The sequence below is a fragment of the Massilia sp. Se16.2.3 genome (assembly GCF_014171595.1).
In the GTDB taxonomy this organism is placed as follows: Bacteria; Pseudomonadota; Gammaproteobacteria; order Burkholderiales; family Burkholderiaceae_D; genus Telluria.
The window spans coordinates 3981198-4001977 of sequence record NZ_CP050451.1 but is presented as its reverse complement, the minus strand read 5'-3'; the positions used below and the strand labels follow the sequence as shown (position 1 = coordinate 4001977).

At 63.8% G+C, this 20780-nt stretch carries 18 protein-coding genes, 1 tRNA gene and 1 pseudogene; 17 read left to right on the top strand and 3 right to left on the bottom strand.

Features of this window, described 5'->3' with window-relative positions:
* Positions 1-97 precede the first annotated feature (97 nt).
* From G4G31_RS18205 to G4G31_RS18180, 6 genes and pseudogenes are all read left to right on the top strand, one after another.
* Entirely contained in the window at positions 98-976 is an 879-nt protein-coding gene (locus G4G31_RS18205) for an alpha/beta fold hydrolase (RefSeq protein WP_182988829.1), read from the top strand.
* Positions 977-1016: 40 nt separating this feature from the next.
* On the top strand, positions 1017-1367 hold the full coding sequence (locus G4G31_RS18200; protein WP_182988828.1) for a RidA family protein: 351 nt from the start codon (positions 1017-1019) through the stop codon (positions 1365-1367).
* A 3-nt stretch (positions 1368-1370) separates the two neighbouring features.
* Positions 1371-3608, top strand: coding sequence for a bifunctional (p)ppGpp synthetase/guanosine-3',5'-bis(diphosphate) 3'-pyrophosphohydrolase (locus tag G4G31_RS18195; RefSeq protein WP_182988827.1), 2238 nt, complete (start codon positions 1371-1373; stop codon positions 3606-3608).
* Between the two features lie 376 nt (positions 3609-3984).
* Positions 3985-4812, top strand: coding sequence for an ABC transporter permease (locus G4G31_RS18190; protein ID WP_229425084.1), 828 nt, complete (start codon positions 3985-3987; stop codon positions 4810-4812).
* Positions 4805-5757, top strand: a pseudogene (locus G4G31_RS29375) (MlaD family protein). Before G4G31_RS18190 ends, G4G31_RS29375 begins: the two are co-directional and overlap by 8 nt.
* Positions 5758-5759: 2 nt before the next feature.
* On the top strand, positions 5760-6386 hold the full coding sequence (locus tag G4G31_RS18180) for a hypothetical protein (RefSeq protein ID WP_308621685.1): 627 nt from the start codon (positions 5760-5762) through the stop codon (positions 6384-6386).
* A gap of 107 nt (positions 6387-6493) precedes the next feature.
* Here the strand turns inward: G4G31_RS18180 and G4G31_RS18175 are convergent, their stop codons facing one another.
* Both G4G31_RS18175 and G4G31_RS18170 read right to left on the bottom strand, forming a co-directional pair.
* The gene (locus G4G31_RS18175; RefSeq protein WP_229425083.1) at positions 6494-7474 is read right to left on the bottom strand and encodes an NAD(P)/FAD-dependent oxidoreductase; all 981 of its coding nucleotides are present in this window, start codon (positions 7472-7474) and stop codon (positions 6494-6496) included.
* Positions 7475-7554: 80 nt separating this feature from the next.
* The gene (locus G4G31_RS18170; RefSeq protein ID WP_182988825.1) at positions 7555-8484 is read right to left on the bottom strand and encodes a cation diffusion facilitator family transporter; all 930 of its coding nucleotides are present in this window, start codon (positions 8482-8484) and stop codon (positions 7555-7557) included.
* A 145-nt stretch (positions 8485-8629) separates the two neighbouring features.
* Here G4G31_RS18170 and G4G31_RS18165 point away from each other — a divergent pair.
* From G4G31_RS18165 to G4G31_RS18115, 11 genes are all read left to right on the top strand, one after another.
* Positions 8630-8706 (top strand) — tRNA-Val (locus G4G31_RS18165).
* Between the two features lie 245 nt (positions 8707-8951).
* On the top strand, positions 8952-10862 hold the full coding sequence (thrS, locus tag G4G31_RS18160) for a threonine--tRNA ligase (protein WP_182988824.1): 1911 nt from the start codon (positions 8952-8954) through the stop codon (positions 10860-10862).
* Positions 10863-10966: 104 nt separating this feature from the next.
* Positions 10967-11437: a translation initiation factor IF-3 gene (gene infC / locus G4G31_RS18155; RefSeq protein ID WP_229425082.1), complete on the top strand. Its 471-nt coding sequence runs from the start codon at positions 10967-10969 to the stop codon at positions 11435-11437.
* A gap of 392 nt (positions 11438-11829) precedes the next feature.
* Positions 11830-12027: a 50S ribosomal protein L35 gene (gene rpmI / locus G4G31_RS18150; RefSeq protein WP_057262756.1), complete on the top strand. Its 198-nt coding sequence runs from the start codon at positions 11830-11832 to the stop codon at positions 12025-12027.
* A gap of 20 nt (positions 12028-12047) precedes the next feature.
* Entirely contained in the window at positions 12048-12407 is a 360-nt protein-coding gene (gene rplT, locus G4G31_RS18145; RefSeq protein ID WP_182988823.1) for a 50S ribosomal protein L20, read from the top strand.
* 240 nt (positions 12408-12647) lie between these two features.
* Complete coding sequence (gene pheS / locus G4G31_RS18140) at positions 12648-13664, top strand: phenylalanine--tRNA ligase subunit alpha (protein ID WP_182988822.1); 1017 nt, start codon at positions 12648-12650, stop codon at positions 13662-13664.
* A 148-nt stretch (positions 13665-13812) separates the two neighbouring features.
* Complete coding sequence (gene pheT / locus G4G31_RS18135; protein WP_182988821.1) at positions 13813-16254, top strand: phenylalanine--tRNA ligase subunit beta; 2442 nt, start codon at positions 13813-13815, stop codon at positions 16252-16254.
* 116 nt (positions 16255-16370) lie between these two features.
* Positions 16371-16730 carry an integration host factor subunit alpha gene (locus G4G31_RS18130; RefSeq protein WP_182988820.1) on the top strand — a complete coding sequence of 120 codons (360 nt, stop codon included), beginning with the start codon at positions 16371-16373 and terminating at the stop codon, positions 16728-16730.
* A 56-nt stretch (positions 16731-16786) separates the two neighbouring features.
* Positions 16787-17191: a MerR family transcriptional regulator gene (locus G4G31_RS18125; protein ID WP_182988819.1), complete on the top strand. Its 405-nt coding sequence runs from the start codon at positions 16787-16789 to the stop codon at positions 17189-17191.
* Positions 17192-17383: 192 nt separating this feature from the next.
* Positions 17384-18016: a response regulator transcription factor gene (locus G4G31_RS18120; protein ID WP_056334485.1), complete on the top strand. Its 633-nt coding sequence runs from the start codon at positions 17384-17386 to the stop codon at positions 18014-18016.
* Between the two features lie 433 nt (positions 18017-18449).
* Positions 18450-19958, top strand: a complete 1509-nt coding sequence (locus G4G31_RS18115) for a CHASE3 domain-containing protein (RefSeq protein ID WP_182988818.1) — start codon at positions 18450-18452, stop codon at positions 19956-19958.
* Here G4G31_RS18115 and G4G31_RS18110 read toward each other — a convergent pair.
* A complete protein-coding gene (locus G4G31_RS18110) occupies positions 19915-20724 on the bottom strand; it encodes a Crp/Fnr family transcriptional regulator (RefSeq protein WP_182988817.1) in 810 nt (269 codons plus the stop codon). The genes G4G31_RS18115 and G4G31_RS18110 overlap by 44 nt on opposite strands.
* Positions 20725-20780: the final 56 nt, after the last annotated feature.

Genomic DNA, 20780 nt, shown 5'->3' with positions numbered 1-20780 from the left:
GGTAGAATTCTAATCTCCCTGCCGGCGAAACGCACACGGGCTAAAATGCGGAGTTTGTGCGAACCCGGTGTGCAGAAATTGTCATGAGGAGGCGGGAATGCTTGATGCGAGATGGAAAAGCGTGCAGTGCAGCTCGCCCGCCGGCCTGCATCGCATGGCTTACAAGGAGTGGGGCGACCCGGACAACCCGCGCGTACTGGTCTGCGTGCATGGCGTCACGCGCGTAGCAAGCGACTTCGACGCGCTGGCGGCAAGCCTGTCCGACACGTATCGCGTGGTCTGCCCGGACGTCGCCGGGCGCGGGCGCTCGGAGCGCCTGCGCGACCCGCAGCTGTATGGCGTGCCGCAATACGTGGCTGACATGGTGACTCTGGTCGCGCGTGTCACGGCTGGCTTCGAGGACCGGGTCGACTGGTTCGGCACCTCGATGGGCGGCCTGATCGGCATGGTGCTGGCTTCGCTGGAGGGCACGCCGGTGGCCCGGCTGGTACTCAACGATATCGGCCCGACCCTGGATGGCGCCGCGCTGGCGCGCATTGCCGACTATATCGGCCAGGACCTGCGCTTCCCGAGCTACGACAGCGGTGCACGCTTCGTGCGCGAGGTGTCAAACTCGTTCGGCCCGCACGACGAGGCGCAATGGGACAAGCTGGCGCGCGACGTGCTGCGCCAGGAGCCGAATGGCGAATGGGTACGCCACTACGACCTGGCGCTGGCGGAGCCGTTCAAGTCCATGAGCCGCGAGCGCGCCGAACAGGACCAGGCGGCCCCATGGCGCGCCTACGATGCGATCCGCTGCCCGACGCTGCTGGTACGCGGGGAACTGTCGGACCTGCTCTCGCACGAAACGGCGCTGGAGATGACGCGGCGCGGGCCGCGTCCGCGCCTGGTGGAGATCCCCGGCGTCGGCCATGCGCCTACTTTCGTGCACGCCGACCAGATCGCGCTGGCACGCAACTTTTTATTGGGCTCCTGAGCCCTGTTTGAATCAAGAATCAAGAATCAAGAAAGAGAATATGGAAATCAAACGTCACCACGTCGGCAAACGCCTCTCGGAAATCGCCGTCCACAACGGCACCATCTACCTGGCCGGCCAGATCGCCGAGGACACCACCCAGGACATCGAGGGCCAGACCCGCGAAGTGCTGGGCCACGTCGACCGCCTCCTGAACGAAGCCGGCAGCGACAAGACCTGCATCCTGATGATGCAGATCTATATCGCCGACATGGCGCATTTCGCCGGCATGAACGCTGTCTACGACGAATGGGTGGCGCAGGGCCACACGCCGCCGCGCGCCACGGTTGAAGCGAAGCTTGCCAATCCGGCCTGCCTGGTGGAGATCGTCGTCACCGCCGCACTGCGCTGATCGATGGTTTCCACCGCCGCACTCGGCGACGCCACCACCCAGTTGCTGCAGGGCCTGGCCCCTGACGAATGCGTGCGCGTGCAGGAAGCGCTCGACTATGCCGCGGTGGCCTATGGCGAGCGCACCTGCGCATCCGGCCAGAATGCCTTCGAGTTCTCGCTCGGTGTGGCCGGCACGCTGGCCTACCTGCGCAGCGACTGCGAGACCCGCATCGCCGGCCTGCTGTTCGAGCTGGTGCTGGTCGAGCCGCCGCTGGTCGAGACGATCGAGCGCCTGTTCGGCGCCGAAGTGGCCAGCCTGGTGCGCGGCGTGCAGCAGCTGGTCAAGCTGCGCGACCTGACGGTCGGCCAGCCCGTCGTCGGCCGCGGCAAGAACGCGGCCAGCCAGGCCGCCGCCCACGTCGAGACCCTGCGCAAGATGCTGCTGGCGATGGCCTCGGACATGCGCGTGGTGCTGATGCGCCTGGCCTCCTGCCTGACGACGCTGCGCTATTTCGCCGAGAGCAAGCGCTTCGACGAAGTCACCCACGACTACGGGCGCGAGGTGATGGACCTGTACGCGCCGCTGGCGAACCGGCTGGGGATCTGGCAGCTGAAGTGGGAGCTGGAAGACCTGGCCTTCCGCTTCATGCAGCCGGACACCTACAAGCGCATCGCGAAGATGCTGGAAGAAAAGCGCATGGCACGCGAAGGCTTTGTCGCGTCCTCGATCGCGCGCCTGCAGGACGAGTTGCGCGCCGCCGGCATCCGCGCCGAGGTGAGCGGACGGCCGAAGCACATCTTCAGCATCTGGAACAAGATGCGCGGCAAGGACCTCGACTTTTCCTCGCTCTACGACGTGCGCGCCTTCCGCGTGATCGTCGCCGATGAAAAAACCTGCTACACCGTGCTGGGCCTGGTGCACAACATCTGGACCCCGATCCCGGCCGAATTCGACGACTACATCGCCCGCCCCAAGCCCAACGGCTACCGCTCGCTGCACACGGTCGTCACGGCCGAGGATGGGCGTCCGCTCGAAGTGCAGATCCGCACCCAGGAAATGCACAGCTTCGCCGAGTACGGCGTGGCCGCGCACTGGCGCTACAAGGAAGAGGGCGGTTCGAACTTCAAGAGCCAGAAATACGACGAGAAGATCGCCTGGCTGCGCCAGCTGCTGGCCTGGAAGAGCGATGTCACCGACGTGGTGGCGGGCGAAGAGGACCAGAAGGAGTGGGTCGAAAAGCTCAAGGCCGCCACGCTCGACGACCGCATTTTCGTCTTGACGCCGCAGGCGCGCGTGCTGGAACTGCCGGTCGGCGCGACGCCGATCGACTTTGCCTACCACCTGCACAGCGAAGTCGGGCACCGCTGCCGCGGCGCCAAGATCGACGGCGTCATGGTGCCTTTGAATACCCCTTTGAGGAACGGCCAGACCTGCGAAATCATCACGGCCAAGGGGCCGGCCGGCAGTGCCGGTCCCTCGCGCGACTGGCTCAGCCCGGGCTATACGGTCAGCAGCCGTACCCGGTCGAAGATCCGCGCCTGGTTCCACGCGATGGAGCTGGCCGAGACCCTGGCCCAGGGCCGGCTGCTGGTGGAAAAATCCCTGCAGCGCGAGGGCAAGACCGCGGTCAACCTGGAGGCGCTGGCGCATAAACTGGGCTTTGCCAAGGTCGACGACCTGTTCGTCGCGGTCGGCAAGGAGAAGTTCAGCCTGCGCCACGTGGAAGCGGCGCTGCACGAGACGACCGAAGCGCCGCCGCCGGACGACACCGCGGTGGTCAACAAGAGCCGCGCGTCGAGCGTGGAGCAGGGCGCGAAGTCCGGTGTGCTGGTGGTCGGCACCGAGGGGCTGATGACGATGCTGGCGCGCTGCTGCAAGCCGGCGCCACCCGATCCGATCGTCGGCTTCGTCACGCGCGGCAAGGGCGTGTCGATCCACCGCCTGTCGTGCAAGAACTTCGCCGAGATGCGCGCCAAGGCGCCGGAACGGGTGATCCAGACCGAATGGGGCAGGGCGGGCAGCGAGACGGTCTACCCGGTCGACATCTTCATCCTCGCCGGCGACCGCCAGGGGCTGCTGCGCGACATCTCCGACGCTTTCCTGCGCGAGAAGATCAATGTCACCGGCGTGAACACGCAGACCACGAAAGGCCAGGCGCGCATGGTGTTCACGGCGGAGATCGGGTCGACGGGCCAGTTGCAACGGGCCTTGCTGGCGATCGGGGACGTGGCGGGCGTGCAGGAGGCGAGGCGGGCGTAGGGTGGAGTCCTGACTCCATGGGGGCGTGCGTGTGCGTTCCTGGACGCTACAAAGGCTCGTGAGCATGCATGGCGGCTTTGGCATACCTGTTTTGATTCGCCGATGCCGTACCGCGTGGGCACGGAGTGCCCACCCTACGGGACCGTTGCGTTCGTAGGGTGGGCACTCCGTGCCCACGCGGTCGTACAGATGCGATCCCGGAACGCCGGCATTGCCGAAAGCCGCTCACGCCGTGGTGGCCTCGCGGTACGTTGGCGGTGTGCTGCTGCCGCACAGCGTGGCGTCGGGACTCCACCCTACGGAATACCTCTTCGCACCGCCGCGCGAACCTGATACGCAAACTGATGCATACTTGCAAAAACCGTATCATATGACCATGTCCCGCCACCTCCACCTCGCCACCCGCCCCAGCCTCTGGGGCTATGCCCTGGTGCGCTACCTGCGCAGCTGGTGGTACATGTTCCACCTCGGCGCGATCGCCATCGTCACCGCCTGCTCTCCTTCGACCTACAACCGCGGCACCCGCCTCGTCACGGCGCGCTACATCCATGCCAGCACCTGGCAGGTGCTGCCCTGGTTCACGGTGCTGTCGGCACTGATCAGCGTCGTCATCATCCGCATCGTGCTGGTGACGGCGCTCAGCTACGGGCTGTCGCGCTACGCGCTCGAGATGGTGGTGCGGGTGCTGGTGCTGGAACTGATTCCGCTGTCGGCCGCGCTGTTCGCGGCGCTGAGGTCAGGCATGGCCTTCGATGCCACGGCGCTGGGCCTGGCGCGGGCCGGCCTGCCCACGGCCGAGGTCAATGCCGAAGCCTTGCGCCGACTGCGCCGCGACCTGGTGCCGCAGCTGTTCGCGAATGCCTTCTCGGTCCTGAGCCTGGCAATGGTGAGTTCGACCATCGTGCTGGTGCTGGCCTACCTGAACGTGTACGGCCTCTCGCCCCGGGGCATGCCCGACTATACGCGCACGGTCGGCCGCGTGTTCGACCCGGTGGTGACCACCGGCTTCGTGCTCAAGACCGTGCTGTTCGGGCTGGTCCGTGGCGGTGATCCCGACCGCCGCCATCCTCGAACTGCAGCGCTATCCGCGCCGGCTGGCCTCGAGCGTGCAGCCGGGCGCGCTGCGCCTGTTGTTCGTGCTGCTGCTGATCGAAGGCTCCTCGCTCGCCCTCAAATACATTTGAACCCTCTTGCCCATGCCTGATACCCCACCGCTTGACGCATCCAATGAGTCATCCAACGAGCCGGCCCATGTCGAAACCAAGGCGATGATCCTGCTCGGCGTCGTTGCCCTGCTCATCGTCGCTTTCGTGCTGTACGTGATGTACGCGCGCGGCGTGTTCGAGCCGACCCAGAAGCTGGTGCTGGTGACGGAGAACTCGGAAGGCGTCATTCCCGGCATGGACCTCACCTTTGCCGGCTTTCCGATCGGGCGCGTGCGCCTGGTCGACCTGGCCAGGGACGGCAAGGTGCAGATCGTGGTCGACGTGTCGAAGTCCGACGCGCGCTGGCTGCGCTCTTCCAGTGTGTTCACCCTCGAGCGCAGCGTGGTGGGCGAGACGCGCCTGCGCGCCTTTACCGGCATCTGGACGACCCGCCGCTGCCCGACGGCGCCCAGCGCCCTGTCCTGCGCGGCGACGTCACGGCCGAGATTCCGGGACTGGTGGCCACGGCGCGTTCGCTGCTGAACAACCTGGAAAACCTGACTGCCGAGGGCTCGTCGATGAGCAGCAGCCTGGAGAACGTGCAGACGCTCACCGGCCGCATGTCCGGCAAGTATGGCTTGCTCAGCGGCGTGCTCGGCGACGACGAGGCGCGCAAGTTCGTCGGCACCCTGGAGCGCCTGGACGCGCTCCTGGCCAAGACCGACCGGCGCCTGTACGGCAAGAAGGGGATCGCCGACGATGCCCAGGCTGCCGTGGTCGAGCTGCAGGGGGGTGCTGCAGGATGCGCGCGGCACGCTCAGGAAAGTCGACGCGGTGCTGGTCGAGGCCCAGGCCGTGGGGGCGAACGCGCGCGTGGCCACCGAGGACTGGGCGCGCTGCGCGGCGAAGTCGACGCCAGCCTGCGCAAGGTGAACCGGCTGGTCGACGAGATCAACCGCAAGTGGCCGTTCGCGGGCAAAACCGAGGAGATCAAGCTGCCATGAGAATGTCTGCGCTTTTGTGCACGGTGCTGCTCGCCGCCTGCGCCAGCAAGCCCGCCGTACCCAGCTGGCAGCCGAACGCGAAGGATGCGCTCGACGGCTTTACGGAGGACTACCTGCGCGGTAACACGGCTGCGGTCAGGGCCGAATTCGCGCGGGCGCGGCTGGAAACGACCAGCACGGGCCGCGCCGACCTCGTGGCGCAAGTCGAGCTGGTGCGCTGCGCGGCGCTGGCGGCCAGCCTCGAGTTCGATGAGTGCCCGGGCTTTGCGGCGCTGGCAAGCGACGCGACACCGCAACAGCGCGCGTATGCGGCCTATATCGGCGGCCGCTGGGAAGGGCTCGATGCCGGCCTGCTGCCGGAGCAGCACCGGCCGGTTCTCGCAAGCGGCACACTGGCCGGCGTGAACGATCCGCTGGCGCAGCTGGTCGCGGCCGGGGCGCTGTTCAAGGCGGGGCGCGTCAAGCCAGGCGATATCGAGACGGCGACGGCGACGGCGTCGACACAGGGATGGCGCCGCCCCTTGCTGACCTGGCTGGGCGTGCAACTGAAACGCGCGCAGGCGGCGGGGGACACGGCCGCGGCCGAGCGCTTGCGGCGCAGGATTGCGCTGGCTTCGGGCGAAAACTAGGGGCAGCGCGGAGGTCAGTTGAACGCGTAGGCGGGTTCCCCGCCTACGCGTTCAAACCACCCTCGAATCGCCGCACCGCTTAGCCGTCCCTCGAATTGCCGCGGCGCTCACCCCACCTTCGGCCTCAACGCCCACGGCAACGCATTGTGAATGGCCGTCGCCGCAATCGCCGCCTGCCCCGCCGCCACCGCAATCTGGTTCAAGCCCTGCACCACGTCGCCAATCGCATACAGCCCCGGCACATTCGTGCGTCCATGGTCATCCACCTTGAGCTTGTCGCAATCCCCCGTCTCCGCGCCCAGCGCAGCGGCCAGTTTCGAGCGCGCCGATTCGCCCAGCATCGGGTAGAACACGTCGAACTCGCGGCTTTCGCCGTCAGCCGTGTTGAGGATCGGCTTCATGTCCGGGCTCATGGTCACGCCCAGCAGGGGCGATTCGATGTAGCGCACGCCGGCGACCTCGATCCGGTGGCGCTCCTCGTCGGTCAGCATCGATTCCTTGCCACGGTCGAACAGGGTGACGTCGGCACTGAAGGTGCGCATGAAAAGGGCATGGCCGACCGGGTTGGTGGCCGAGGTGACGACGGCAATGCGCCTGTCGCGCACGTCGTAGCCGTCGCACACCGGACACAGGCGCACGGCGCCGGCATGCACGGCTTCGTTCCAGTCCTCCACGGGCAGGCCGCAGTCGGCAACGCCCGTGGCCAGCAGCACGGTTTGCGCGCGGATCTGGTGCGTCGCGCCGGCGTCGTCGAGATAGTCGCCGATGAAGACCCCGTCGACCAGGCGCAAATCGGTGATTTCGCCATGCTGCACGCTGCCGCCGTAGTTCTTCAACTGGTTCGTCAGGTTGACGAGCAGCTGCGAGCCGGGCACGCCCTCGGGAAAGCCCGGGTAATTGTGCGAGACGGGGATCAGGCACAGGCGGCTGTTGCCCTTGTCGACGACGACGATGTTGCGGGTGAAGCGGCGCAGGTAGATGGCAGCCGTCAGCCCGCCCGGTCCGCCGCCGATGACGAGGGTGTCGAAAACGTGGTCTTCGAGGTGGTGCCCGGTCCCATCGAGGATGGGCGTGATCATGTCGTTCATGGCCCGATTGTCAAGCATCGCGCGCGGGCGTCCTATCGGCGCGCGTGCCCAGCCCGGGTAAGAGCGGGCTTACACTCCTCCTACAGCGACTTGCCGTCCAGCGCCTCTGGCTGCAGCGTCACATGGTCGATGCCGTGCTTGTCCAGCAGCATGGCTTTCACGCGGCGCAGGACTGCGGGCCATTCGCGCAGGTCATTGATTTCGAGGTGGCCGATCAGGGCAGGGTGGCCGGGCGACATGTCCCAGACGTGCAGGTCGTGCACCGACAGCACGCCTTCGACCTCGGCCAGGTCGGCGCCCACTTCCAGGTAATCGATCCCGTGCGGCACGCCTTCCATCAGGAAATGGTAGGACTCGCGCAGGATGCCCCAGGTCGATTTCAGGATCAGCAGGGACACGAAGATCGACAGGATCGGGTCGATGCGTACCCAGCCGGTGAAATAGATGATGGCGCCGGCGGCAATCGCCGCGACCGAGCCGAGCAGGTCGCCCATGACGTTGACGAGCGCCGCGCGGGTGTTGATCGATTGGGTGTCGCGTGACAGCACCCAGGCCACCAGGATATTGATGCATGCGCCGATCGCCGCCACGGCCAGCACCACGCCGCCTTGCACGGCCTGCGGATGGGCCAGGCGCTGCGCCGCCTCCCAGACAATCCAGGCAACCAGTGCCAGCATCGCCAGGCTGTTGACGAACGCGGCCAGCGCCTCGGCGCGCACGAAGCCGAAGGAATGGCGCGAAGAGGGCGGCCGCTTGGCGATCAGCTGGGCCAGCAGGGCCAGGCCGAGGGCGGCGGCGTCGGTCACCATGTGGCCGGCATCCGATATCAGGGCCAGGGAATTGGACATGAAACCGGTCACCACTTCGATCAGGGCGAACAGCAGGGTCAGGCCGAGCGCGACCCCAAGCGCCTTCTGGCTGCGCGCCTCGATGCAGTGGCCGTGGCTGGCGTCGCCGTCGAGGTGGGCGTGCAGGTGTTCGGAGGTGGGCGCGGCGTGTTCGGAAGGCATTGCTGGAGCGATCAAAATGAGCAAGTGCGCAGTGTACTGGATAACCCGGGCGGGGCAGTGGGCAGCCTTGCCGAGGGAGGCGCCAATGCTGAATGTTGAACAACCCTTGCGCGGCGCCGGTGCTGTCTCTATAATGCAGGTCATCGGGCGGTTAGTTCAGCTGGTTAGAATACTTGGTCGACATCCAAGGGGTCGCAGATTCGAATTCTGCACCGCCCACCAGAACACATCGGACAGCGCGGGGAACTTCGGTTTTCCGCTGTTGTCGTCAGTAAGAGCGAGAAAGGCACAAACGGTTATGACACCGCGAACTACAACCTGGTTGTGGGGGAATCGCTAGACGCGGTAGGGTGTTCTTTTGCTCGACACACTGAAAATAACGCGCCTGGTGCGCGTTTTTTTTCGTCCATTGCATTTCAGTTTCAATTTTGTTCATATTTCGGCGCCGAGCGCCCCAGGAGATCACTATGCTTAACGTGCGACTTCCCGATGGCTCCAGCCGTCAGTTCGACGGCCCCATGACGGTTGCCCAGGTAGCGAGTTCCATCGCGCCAAGCCTGGGCAAGGCCGCCCTGGCCGGCAAGGTCAACGGCAAGGTGGTCGATACCTCCTTCCTGATCGAGCAGGACGCGGACCTGGCCATCGTCACCGACAAGGACCCGGAAGGCATTGACGTGGTCCGCCACTCGACCGCCCACCTGCTGGCCTATGCTGTCAAGGAACTGTTTCCTGAAGCGCAAGTGACCATCGGCCCGGTGATCGAAAACGGCTTCTACTACGACTTCTCGTACAAGCGTCCTTTCACCCCGGAAGACCTGCAAGCCATCGAGAAGAAGATGGTCGAGCTGGCAAAGAAGGATGAGCCGGTCACCCGCAAGGTGCTGCCCCGCGACGAGGCCGTTGCGTACTTCAAATCGATCGGCGAAGACTACAAGGCCGAGATCATCGCCTCGATTCCGGCGAACGAGGATGTCTCGCTGTACTCGGAAGGCAAGTTTACCGACCTCTGCCGCGGCCCGCACGTGCCTTCGACCGGCAAGCTGAAGGTCTTCAAGCTGATGAAGCTGGCTGGCGCCTACTGGCGCGGCGACTCGAACAACGAGATGCTGCAGCGCGTGTACGGCACCGCCTGGACCAGGAAGGAAGATCAGGAGCAATACCTGCACATGCTGGAGGAAGCCGAAAAGCGCGACCACCGCAAGCTCGGCAAGCAGCTGGACCTGTTCCACTTCCAGGAAGAAGCGCCGGGCCTGATCTTCTGGCATCCGAAAGGCTGGAAGATCTGGCAGCAGGTCGAGCAGTACATGCGCCAGAAATACCAGGCCAATGGCTACGACGAGGTAAAAGCGCCGCAGATCCTGGACGTCACCCTGTGGCAGAAGACCGGTCACTGGGATAACTACCGCGAAAACATGTTCACGACCGAGTCGGAGAACCGTTCGTATGCATTGAAGCCGATGAACTGCCCGGGCCACGTACAGATCTATAACTCGGGCATGAAGAGCTACCGCGACTTGCCGTTGCGCTACGGCGAGTTCGGCCAGTGCCACCGCAACGAGTCCTCCGGCGCGCTGCACGGCATCATGCGCGTGCGCGGCTTTACCCAGGATGACGGCCACGTCTTCTGTACCGAAGAGCAGATCGAGTCGGAAGTCACCGCTTTCCATTCGCAGGCGATGCAGGTCTACGACGACTTCGGCTTCAACAACATCGACGTGAAACTCGCCCTGCGCCCCGACAGCCGCATCGGCAGCGACGAGATCTGGGACGAAGCGGAAGAAGCCCTGCGTTCGGCCCTGCGCGCCTGCGGCGTGGAGTGGACGGAGCTGCCGGGCGAGGGCGCCTTCTACGGCCCGAAGATCGAGTACCACCTGAAGGATAGCCTTGGCCGTCCATGGCAGGTCGGCACCATGCAGGTCGACTTCTCGATGCCTGGCCGCCTCGGTGCGGAATATGTCGCGGAAGACAATACCCGCAAGGTGCCGGTGATGCTGCACCGCGCGATCGTCGGCTCGATGGAGCGCTTCATCGGCATCCTGATCGAGAACTACGCGGGCGCGCTGCCGCTGTGGCTGGCACCGGTGCAAGTGGCTGTGCTCAACATTTCTGACGCCCAGGGGAGCTATGTCCGTGAGGTCGAGGCGCGCCTGAAGGCGGCTGGTTTGCGTGTTCACGCTGATTTGCGGAACGAGAAGATTACCTATAAAATACGGGAACATTCCGTCCAAAAGTTGCCATATATTCTAGTTGTTGGCGATAAGGAACGTGAAGCAAACACCGTGGCCGTGCGCGCACGAGGCAATGTCGACCTGGGCGTCATGTCCGTCGATGCCCTGATCGAGCGCCTGGTGGGCGAGGTGGCCTCCAAGGCCAAATAAGCCTCGCCAGCCAATCAAGCCGGCCGGTTATTCAGACATTAAAAGGAAACAACATAGCTACTGACAAGTCGAATCGCATCAATGGCGAAATCACGCACCCGGAAATGCGTTTGTCCGGGGTGGACAACGAGCCGCTGGGCATCGTGAGCCTGGCCGAGGCATTTCGTCTGGCCGAGGAAAAGAATGTGGACCTGGTCGAGATCGCGCCAAACGCGGTCCCACCGGTCTGCCGCCTCATGGATTACGGCAAATTCAAGTACTCCGAGCAGAAGAAGGCCCACGAAGCCAAGCTGAAGCAGAAGATCATCCAGGTCAAGGAAGTCAAGTTCCGTCCGGGCACCGATGAAGGCGACTACAGCATCAAGCTGCGCAACCTCATCAAGTTCCTGGAAGAGGGCGACAAGACCAAGATCACGCTGCGCTTCCGCGGCCGCGAAATGGCCCACCAGGACATCGGCTTCCGCATGCTTGAACGCCTGAAGGGTGACCTCGAGCCGTATGGCCAGGTCGAGCAGTTCCCGAAGATGGAAGGTCGCCAGATGATCATGATCATTGCACCGAAAAAGAAGAAGTAATTCTTCGGTTTCGTTGTACGGATTTAGAGGCTGGACCGGTGTGGCAGCGTGTGCTGCCGCACTGGTCCGGCCTTGTTTGTTTGGGCGGCCCATGCCGGCACGGCATGGTGTCGTAGGGTGGGCACTCCGTGCCCACGCGGTGATCGGTATCGGCTCCGCTATCGTGCGCGTTGGTTTTGAGGGCGCGTATCACCGCGTGGGCACAAGTGCCCACCCTACGCACCTCAACCTGTGTTAGAATCTGCGGTTCCTGTTTTTCGAAACAGGTTGTAGCGTGCTGGCACGACGTGTAACGGCGCGCTGCAAGACAAGTGAAAGTAGGCATCCAAGAGCAGCGTTGCTGCCACCTGCAATCCTGTCACATATGAGGCTGTCCGCAAGGGCAGATGACTATGCCAAAAATGAAAACCAAAAGCTCCGCGAAGAAGCGTTTTCGCGTGCGTCCGGGCGGTACTGTGAAATCGGGTATGGCGTTCAAGCGTCACATCCTGACCAAGAAGACCACCAAGAACAAGCGTCAGCTGCGCGGCACCCGTAACATCAATGCGTCGGACGTGACCAGCGTTCTCCGCATGATGCCATCTGCTTAATCTCACACTAAGGAGCGAATATGCCTCGAGTAAAACGTGGGGTTACTGCACGTGCCCGTCATAAGAAAGTTCTTGCGCTTGCCAAAGGCTACCGCGGCCGTCGCAGCAAGGTATTCCGTATTGCCAAGCAAGCAGTCATGCGCGCTGGCCAGTACGCTTACCGCGACCGTCGTAACAAGAAGCGCGTCTTCCGCGCACTGTGGATCACCCGTATCAACGCGGCTTCGCGTTCGCACGGCATGACCTACAGCGTGTTCATGAACGGCCTGAAAAAAGCCGCGATTGAACTGGACCGTAAGGTTCTGGCCGACATGGCCGTGCACGACAAGCCGGCTTTCGCCGCGATCGTCGCTGCCGTCCAGGCCAAGCTGGCTGCCTAAGGCAACCGGTTTGCAAGTTAGCGCTGCGGCAACGTAGCGCAAAAAGAGCGGGGCATCGGTGCAGACCTATGCCCCGTTTTTGATTGTGGTGGGGCCTCGACGAAGCTACTGCGCGTTGCCCTGCCGGTCTGCGATGCTCGCTGTACAAGAGTACAGCTGCGCTTCTCGACCACCATGGCGGCCGCTCGCTACGCTTCATCGAGGCTCCGAGACGTTGCCATCATCAAGGACAAGAAAAATATGAACTCGCTCGAAGAACTCGTCGTATCGGCCCAGGCTGATTTTGGCGCCGCCCCTGATGCGGCCGCGCTCGAAAACGCGAAAGCGAAATACCTGGGCAAGACCGGCCAGGTCACCGAACTGATGAAGGGCCTCGGCAAGCTCGACCCGGAGCAGCGCAAGGCGCAGGGCGCCCTGATCAATGCCGCAAAAGAAAAAATCGAAAGCGCATTGACCGCCCGTCGCGACGCGCTGGCGAATGCCCAGCTGGAAGCGCGCCTGAATGCCGAGTCGATCGACGTTACCCTGCCTGGCCGCGGCCGCGCGAAGGGCGGTATCCACCCGGTGATGCGTACCTGGGAGCGCGTCGAGCAGATCTTCCGCTCGATCGGCTTCGACGTCGCCGACGGCCCGGAGATCGAAACCGACTGGACCAACTTCACCGCCCTGAACAGCCCGGAAAACCACCCGGCGCGTTCGATGCAGGACACCTTCTATGTCGAGGGCAATGACTCGACCGGCAAGCCGCTGCTGCTGCGTACCCACACCAGCCCGATGCAGGTGCGTTACGCGCGCACCCACACACCGCCGATCAAGGTGATCGCACCGGGCCGCACCTACCGCGTCGACAGCGACGCCACCCACTCGCCGATGTTCCACCAGGTCGAAGGCCTGTGGATTGGCGAAGACATTTCCTTCGCCGACCTCAAGGGCGTCTACCTGAACTTCGTCAAGGCCTTCTTCGAGACCGACGACCTGCAGGTGCGCTTCCGCCCGTCCTATTTCCCGTTCACGGAACCGTCGGCGGAGATCGACATTGCTTTCGGCTCGGGTCCCTTGAAGGGCCGCTGGCTGGAAGTCTCGGGCGCCGGCCAGGTGCATCCGACGGTGGTGCGCAACTTCGGACTCGATCCGGAAAAGTTCATCGGCTTCGCGTTCGGCTCCGGCCTCGAGCGCCTGACCATGCTGCGCTACGGTATTAACGATTTGCGCCTCTTTTACGAGGGTGATCTGCGCTTCTTGAAACAGTTTAATTGAGTGCAGGGTGGACGGCTCCGCCGTCCACGCGTTCAACGAACGCTAACAATCACCGCGTGGAGTAGCGCGGGCTGAATGCCCGCGTTACGAGCCGTCCACCCCGGACTGCGGTGCACGAAGATAGCTCGAACATACAAGGCAAAAGATTATGCAATTCTCCGAAAACTGGCTCCGTTCCATGGTCAATCCGAACATGGGTTCGGATGAGCTGTCCCACCTGTTGACGATGTCCGGCCTCGAGGTCGAAGAAGTCGAGCCGGTCGCGCCGCCGTTCACCCATGTCGTCGTCGCCGAAGTGGTCGAAGTGGCCAGGCATCCGAACGCCGACCGCCTGAACGTCTGCCAGGTGGACGTCGGCACCGGCACGCTGTTGAATATCGTCTGCGGCGCGCCGAACGTGCGTGCGGGCATGAAGGCGATCTGCGCCCAGGCCGGTGCGGTCCTGCCGCCTGGCGCCGATGGCAAGCCTTTCGAGATCAAGGTCGGCAAACTGCGCGGCGTCGAGTCGCAGGGCATGATGTGCTCGGCCAGGGAACTGAAGATTTCGGAAGAGAGCAGCGGCCTGATGGAGCTGCCTGCCGACGCGCCGGTGGGCACCAGCATCCGCGATTACCTGGGCCTGGACGACCTGAAGTTCACGATCAAGCTCACCCCGAACAAGGCGGACTGCCTGTCGGTGCTGGGCGTGGCACGCGAAGTGTCGGCCCTGACCGGCACGCCGCTGCACCTGCCGACGACGGTGCCGGTGCCAGTCACGTTGGAAGAAGTGCTGCCAGTGAAGATTTCGGCCCCCGACCTGTGCGGCCGCTTCACCGGCCGCGTCATCCGCGGCCTGAACGCGAAAGCGGCAACGCCCGACTGGATGAAGCAGCGCCTGGAGCGCTCGGGCCAGCGTTCGGTCTCGGCCCTCGTCGATATTTCGAACTATGTGATGCTGGAAGTCGGCCGTCCCTCGCACGTCTTCGACCTGTCGAAAATTCACGGTTCCATCGACGTGCGCTGGGGCCGCAAGGGCGAAACCCTGAAGCTCCTGAACGGCAACACGGTCGAGGTCGACGACTGGGTCGGCGTGATTGCCGACGAGAAGGAAATCGAATCGCTGGCCGGCATCATGGGCGGCGATTCCACCGCCGTCACGCTCGACACGACCGACATCTACCTGGAAGCGGCCTTCTGGTGGCCGAACGCCATCCAGGGCCGCGCCCGCAAATACAATTTCTCGACCGATGCGGCGCACCGTTTCGAGCGTGGCGTCGACTATGCGACGACCGTCGAACACATCGAGCGCATCACGGCGCTGATCGTGCAGATCTGCGGCACCGATGCGACGAAAGTCGGCCCGATCGACGACCAGGTCGCCAGGCTGCCGGAGCGCCAGCCGGTGGTGCTGCGCACGGCGCGCGCGCAAAAGGTCATCGGCGTGCCGATTACCGACGAGATGGTTGCCGACATCTTCACGCGCCTGCACCTGCCGTTCACGCACCGGGTTGACGAAAAATCGGGGGGCGAGTTCGCGGTCACCGCGCCGTCCTACCGTTTCGACATCGAGATCGAGGAAGACCTGATCGAGGAAGTCGCACGCGTGTACGGCTTCGAGAACATTCCGGCCAACCCGCCGGTCGCACCGAGCGCGATGCTGATCGAGCCGGAAAACACCCGCTCGCTGTTCGCGATCCGCCACCAGCTGGCCGACCTCGGCTACCAGGAAGTGGTGAACATGAGCTTCGTGGAAAGCGTCTGGGAGCAGGACTTCGCGGGCAACACGGCCCCGATCAAGCTGCAGAACCCGATCGCCAGCCAGATGAGCACCATGCGTTCGACCCTGATCGGCGGCCTGCTGGCCAACGTGCGCTATAACCTGAACCGCAAGGCGGGCAGGGTGCGCGTATTCGAGGTCGGCGCCATCTTCAAGCGCAACGAGGCGGCCGTCGATGGCCCGCTGTCCGTGGCCGGTTTCGACCAGCCCAAGCGTGTCGGCGCGATCGCCTATGGCCCGGCGCTGGACGAGCAGTGGGGTGCGCCTTCCCGTGCGGTCGACTACTTCGACGTCAAGGCCGACCTGGAAGCGCTGTTCGCACCGCGTGTGATACGCTTTGCCAAGGCCGAGCATCCGGCGCTGCACCCGGGCCGCTCGGCGCTGGTCGAGCTCGACGGCGCGGTCGTCGGTTTCATCGGCGAGCTGCACCCGCGCTGGCTGCAAAAATACGACCTGCCGCAGGCGCCGGTGCTGTTCGAAGTCGATGCCGCCGCGCTGCAGGAACGCGTCGTGCCGAGCTATACCGAGATTTCGAAGTTCCCGGGCGCCACCCGCGATCTCGCACTGGTGCTGAAACAGGATGTTCCGGCCCAGGCGGTGGTCGACACATTCAACGCTGCCGTGGCTAAGCATCCGCTTGGCAAGATCGTGCAAGCCGTTGTTTTGTTTGATGAATACCGCGGCAAGGGCCTGGAGACGGACGAAAAATCGCTTGCTTTCCGCTTTGCCTTGCAAGATACTCAATCGACCTTGCAGGACGCCGACGTGGAGGCCGTGATGGCTGCCGTGGTCGACGCCGCAACAGAAAAACACAGCGCAAAATTGCGCGCTTAGTTCCGAAACTTTGGTGCTAAAACACGTCCATCTAGAGGCAGGGCTGCAAAATTAATAACAACGACGTTGATTCGGCCGTATTCCAGGAGGCACTGGCGGCCGACCTGCATCGTGCGATGCAAGTGGCGCGGGTGCGCAAGGAAGCGGCGAAGGACTTGCCGACCCTGACCAAGGCCGAGCTGGCCGAGCTGCTGTTCGAGCAGGTCGGCCTGAACAAGCGCGAAGCCAAGGACATGGTCGAAACCTTCTTCGACGAAATCCGCAATGCGCTCGAGCGCGGCGAGGCCGTGAAGCTGTCGGGCTTCGGCAACTTCCAGTTGCGCGACAAGCCGCAGCGGCCGGGCCGCAATCCGAAAACCGGCGAAGAGATCCCGATCACGGCGCGCCGCGTCGTGACCTTCCACGCCAGCCAGAAGCTGAAGGGCATGGTCGAAGAGACCAGCCCGCCGTCGTCGCCGCTGGCGCGTGCGGCATAAGCGTGCAGATCAGGGTGCCAACCAGCATGCCATTACGCGTGCCCAATAAGTGAGCCATGAACGATCGCCCGAACAAGATTGAACTGACCGCGCTGCCGCCGATTCCGGCCAAGCGCTACTTCACGATCGGCGAAGTCAGCGAATTGTGCGGGGTCAAGCCGCACGTATTGCGCTACTGGGAGCAGGAATTCACGCAGCTCAAGCCGGTCAAACGCCGTGGCAACCGCCGCTACTACCAGCACCACGAAGTGCTGCTGATCCGGCGCATCCGCGAACTCCTCTACGAGCAAGGGTTTACCATCAGCGGTGCCCGCAACAAGCTCGACGGCCGCGCCCGCGACATCGCCGGCGGCGTCGAGGAAGCCCCGGTGGAGGCGGCGCCCGTCGTCGATCTCGCCGGACTGCGTGCCGAATTGCTGGAGGTCGTCGCACTGCTCAAGCAGGGCATACGGCCGGCCTGACACCCCTGTCGAACCGCTGCTGCCGGAAGCCGCGCGCATTCTGCACGGTTCCGTTAGCCCAGCATTCGTGCGCCCTGTTGTAGAAGGCCGAGGGAGTGCTAAAATGTTACATGCGGTTTAGCTCATTCAACGCATGACAGCCGGGCAATGTTTCCGGCTCTTTCCTGTGCCAGGAAAATTTAAGGGAAGACAATGATACGCGTTGCCATTTGTGACGATCACCAGATAGTTCGAGCAGGATTCAAACAGATTTTCTCGTCGTCCGGCGATTTCGAAGTCGTCGCTGAGGGTGCCACCGGCCGCGAGGCGCTCGATATTGCCCGTCGTGAGATCTGCGACGTGCTGCTGCTCGACATCGCGATGCCCGACCAGAGCGGGATCGACATCTTGCGCACCATCCGCCAGGGCCAGCCCAACCTGCCGGTGCTGATCCTGTCCGGCTATCCGGCACAACAATATGCCCTGAACCTGTTCAAGATGGGTGCCAACGGCTACCTGAACAAGGAATGCGACGCGGACGAACTGAAGACCGCCGTGCGCACCGTCTTCCAGGGCCGCCGTTATGTCAGCTCCACCGTCGGCGAACTGCTGGCGCAGAGTTTCGATCGCGATCCGAACACAGCGTTGCACACCGAGCTGTCGGACCGCGAGTTCCAGGTGTTCCTGCGCCTGGCGAAGGGTGCAACGGTGTCCGACATCGGCAATGCCTTGTCGCTGTCGATCAAGACCGTTTCCACCTACCGTACCCGCATCATGGAAAAGATGGGCCTGCAGTCAAACAGTGACCTGACTTACTATGCCATGAAGAACAACCTGCTCGACTAAGTACTCGACCAGAAATAAATGTGAATTTTGGCAAACAGAACCGGACGTGCCGGTTCGGATGCGGTGCAAGGCGGCGAGCGCGCCGCAGTGCGAGCACTGCCCCGCAAGCGGACGCGAGCCAACGCAGCAACGCGCCGGTTATGGAAGCCAAAAACACATTTATTTTTGGGTGAGTACTTAGCAGGTTCGCGGACGCCGCCCGGCGTCCGCCCTGGCCGGTCCGCCCATGTCAACGCGGGCTGCCGGCAAGGCGGCCCTGCCGCCCGCACGCCTTCGCCAGGCGTCACCCACCGACAGGCCCTTGTCGAGCGGGCATGCTGCTCCGCACATCTGTCGTATCCCGCCCACTCCACAGAACTGCCAGGCTGCAATAGATTCCCAAGGGGACTATAATCTTCCGGTCCGGCACAGTTGCGCGAAAGGAAGCCAGCAGATGTACTTTACCAGTGGTCCCATGCCCGCGCGCCAGCGCGCCTTGCCTTGGTACAAGACCTTGCTGTGCTTTGCCTGCGTGCTCATTCTCGTGGCGAATGGCGTCAGCCTGCTGCGCAATCTCGAGGGGCTGAAGGCCGCGAACAGCCTGCAGGACCAGACCACGAAAGTGGCCGACGAGCTGCAGCACCTGAACCTGCTCGTGACCGATGCCGAGAGCAATTTGCGCGGCTATTTCCTCTCCGGGGCCCCGACTTACCTGAGCAGCGTGCAAGGGGCGCCTGACCAGATCGACAAGCAGCTGCGCAAGGTCGGTACCCTGTTGGCGGACAATCCTGCCCAGCTGAAAAACCTGGCCCAGCTGCGCCTGGCGGTCGAGCGCCAGCTCGGCATGATGAACCAGGCGCTGGCCATCTACCAGGACGGCGGCCTGCGCGAAATCCTCGCCATCACCGGTGCTGCCGGCGAAGGCGAGGGCGACGAAATCCGCATGCAGGTCGTCATCATGCTGAGCGAACAGAACGAGTTGCTGGCCGCGCGCAGCGCCGCCTTCTACGCCCAGTACCGTCACGCGGCCATGCTGGGCCTGGGCATCAACGCCGCCGCGATTGCCGTGCTGCTCCTGTTCTATCGCCTGGTGCAGCGCAGCTTCGGTGCCCGCCTCGATGCCGAGTATGCCCTGCAACAGACCAACGAACAGCTCGAGACCATGGTTGCGCGCCGCACCGAGCAATTGTCCGTACTGTCGCGCCACCTGATCCACGTGGCCGAGGACGAAAAATCGCGCCTGGCGCGCGAACTGCACGACGAAATGGGCGCGAACCTGACGGCGATCGGTATCGACCTCAGCAGCGTAAGCGAACAACTGCGTGCCACGCGCCCCGATCTCGTCGAGATGCTGGCCCGCGCCCGCGCCACGCTGGTCGATACCGTGCAGCTCAAGCGCCGCATCGTCGAGGATTTGCGCCCCAGCCTGCTCGACAACCTTGGCCTGTCGGCGGCCTTGCAGAGCTATTGCGAGGATTACGCCCGCGTGACCGCGCTCGACTGCGACGTGCTGGTGGACGGCGACATCGACAGCGTCAGCCCGATGCATGCGATCGCGCTGTTCCGTATCGTGCAGGAAGCGCTCAACAATATCGCCAAGTATGCGCGCGCGGGCAGCGTCATCGTGCACCTGGCGCTCGAAGACGGCGCACTGGCACTGGAAGTGAGCGACGACGGTGTCGGCATCGGCGACGATGCCCTGGCGCGCACGAAGTCGCACGGCCTGCTGGGAATGCGCGAGCGCGCCTTGCTATTGGGTGGAAAACTCGAGGTGGGACGGGGGATCAACGGAGTCGGAACCTGCGTGCGGGCACGCATTCCGGTCGTGGCGAGCGTCGCGGAGGCCCCGCCATCGAAGCCGCCGGTTCCATCGCCGGTCGTGCCGGCGACGGAAGACGACGATCTTGCCGAGCTTGCCTTTAGCGGGCTACATCCATTAGCAGGCGGTCATATTCGGTCTTAGCGACCTTGTAGCACTCGCCCGCATATTCTTCCAGGCCGGCGCGGTCGAGCACCGTGATGTTGCCGCGGCGGTACTGGATCAGGCCTTCGTCCTGCAGCTTGCCGGCAGCGGCCGTGATGCTTTCGCGGCGCACGCCCAGCATGATCGAAATCAGTTCCTGGGTCACTTTCAGCTCGTTGCCTGGCGAACGGTCCAGGCGGTCGAGCAGCCAGCGGCAGAGCTTTTGCTCGATCGAGCTGTGGCGGCCGCCGACGGCGTTCTGGGCCATCTGGGCGAACAGCGCGTTGGTGTAGCGCATCAGCAGCTGGGGCAGGGCGCCGCCGCGGTTGAAGGCGTCGCGCAGGTATTGGGTCTTGAGGCGGTAGCCGTAGCCGGCGCTCTGCACGACGGCGCTGCACATGGCGCGCTCACCCATGAAGAGCGACACGCCAACCACGCCTTCGTGTCCGACCACGGCGATCTCGGTGGTGGCACCGTCTTCCATCACGTACAGCAGCGACACGATTGAAGTCGTCGGGAAATACACGTATTCCAGTTTGCTGCCATACTCGAACAATTCCTTGCCGAAAGGCATAGGAACCAGTTCCAGGTGCTCGAACAGGGTTTCCAGGTCCTGGCGCGGCAGGGCGGCCAGCAGTTCGTTCTGCTGGGTACCGCTGAAGCTGACAACTGGACGGGACGCCGCTTTGTTTTCCTCTTTGGTCAGGGGGAGCTGGTTGACCGATTGTGCTTTTTGCGTGACACCACCGAGTTGAGCGTTGTTCATTTTCTGTCCTCTTATCTAACGTACTGCATGGAGTGCGACTCTTGGGGGGCACTGTT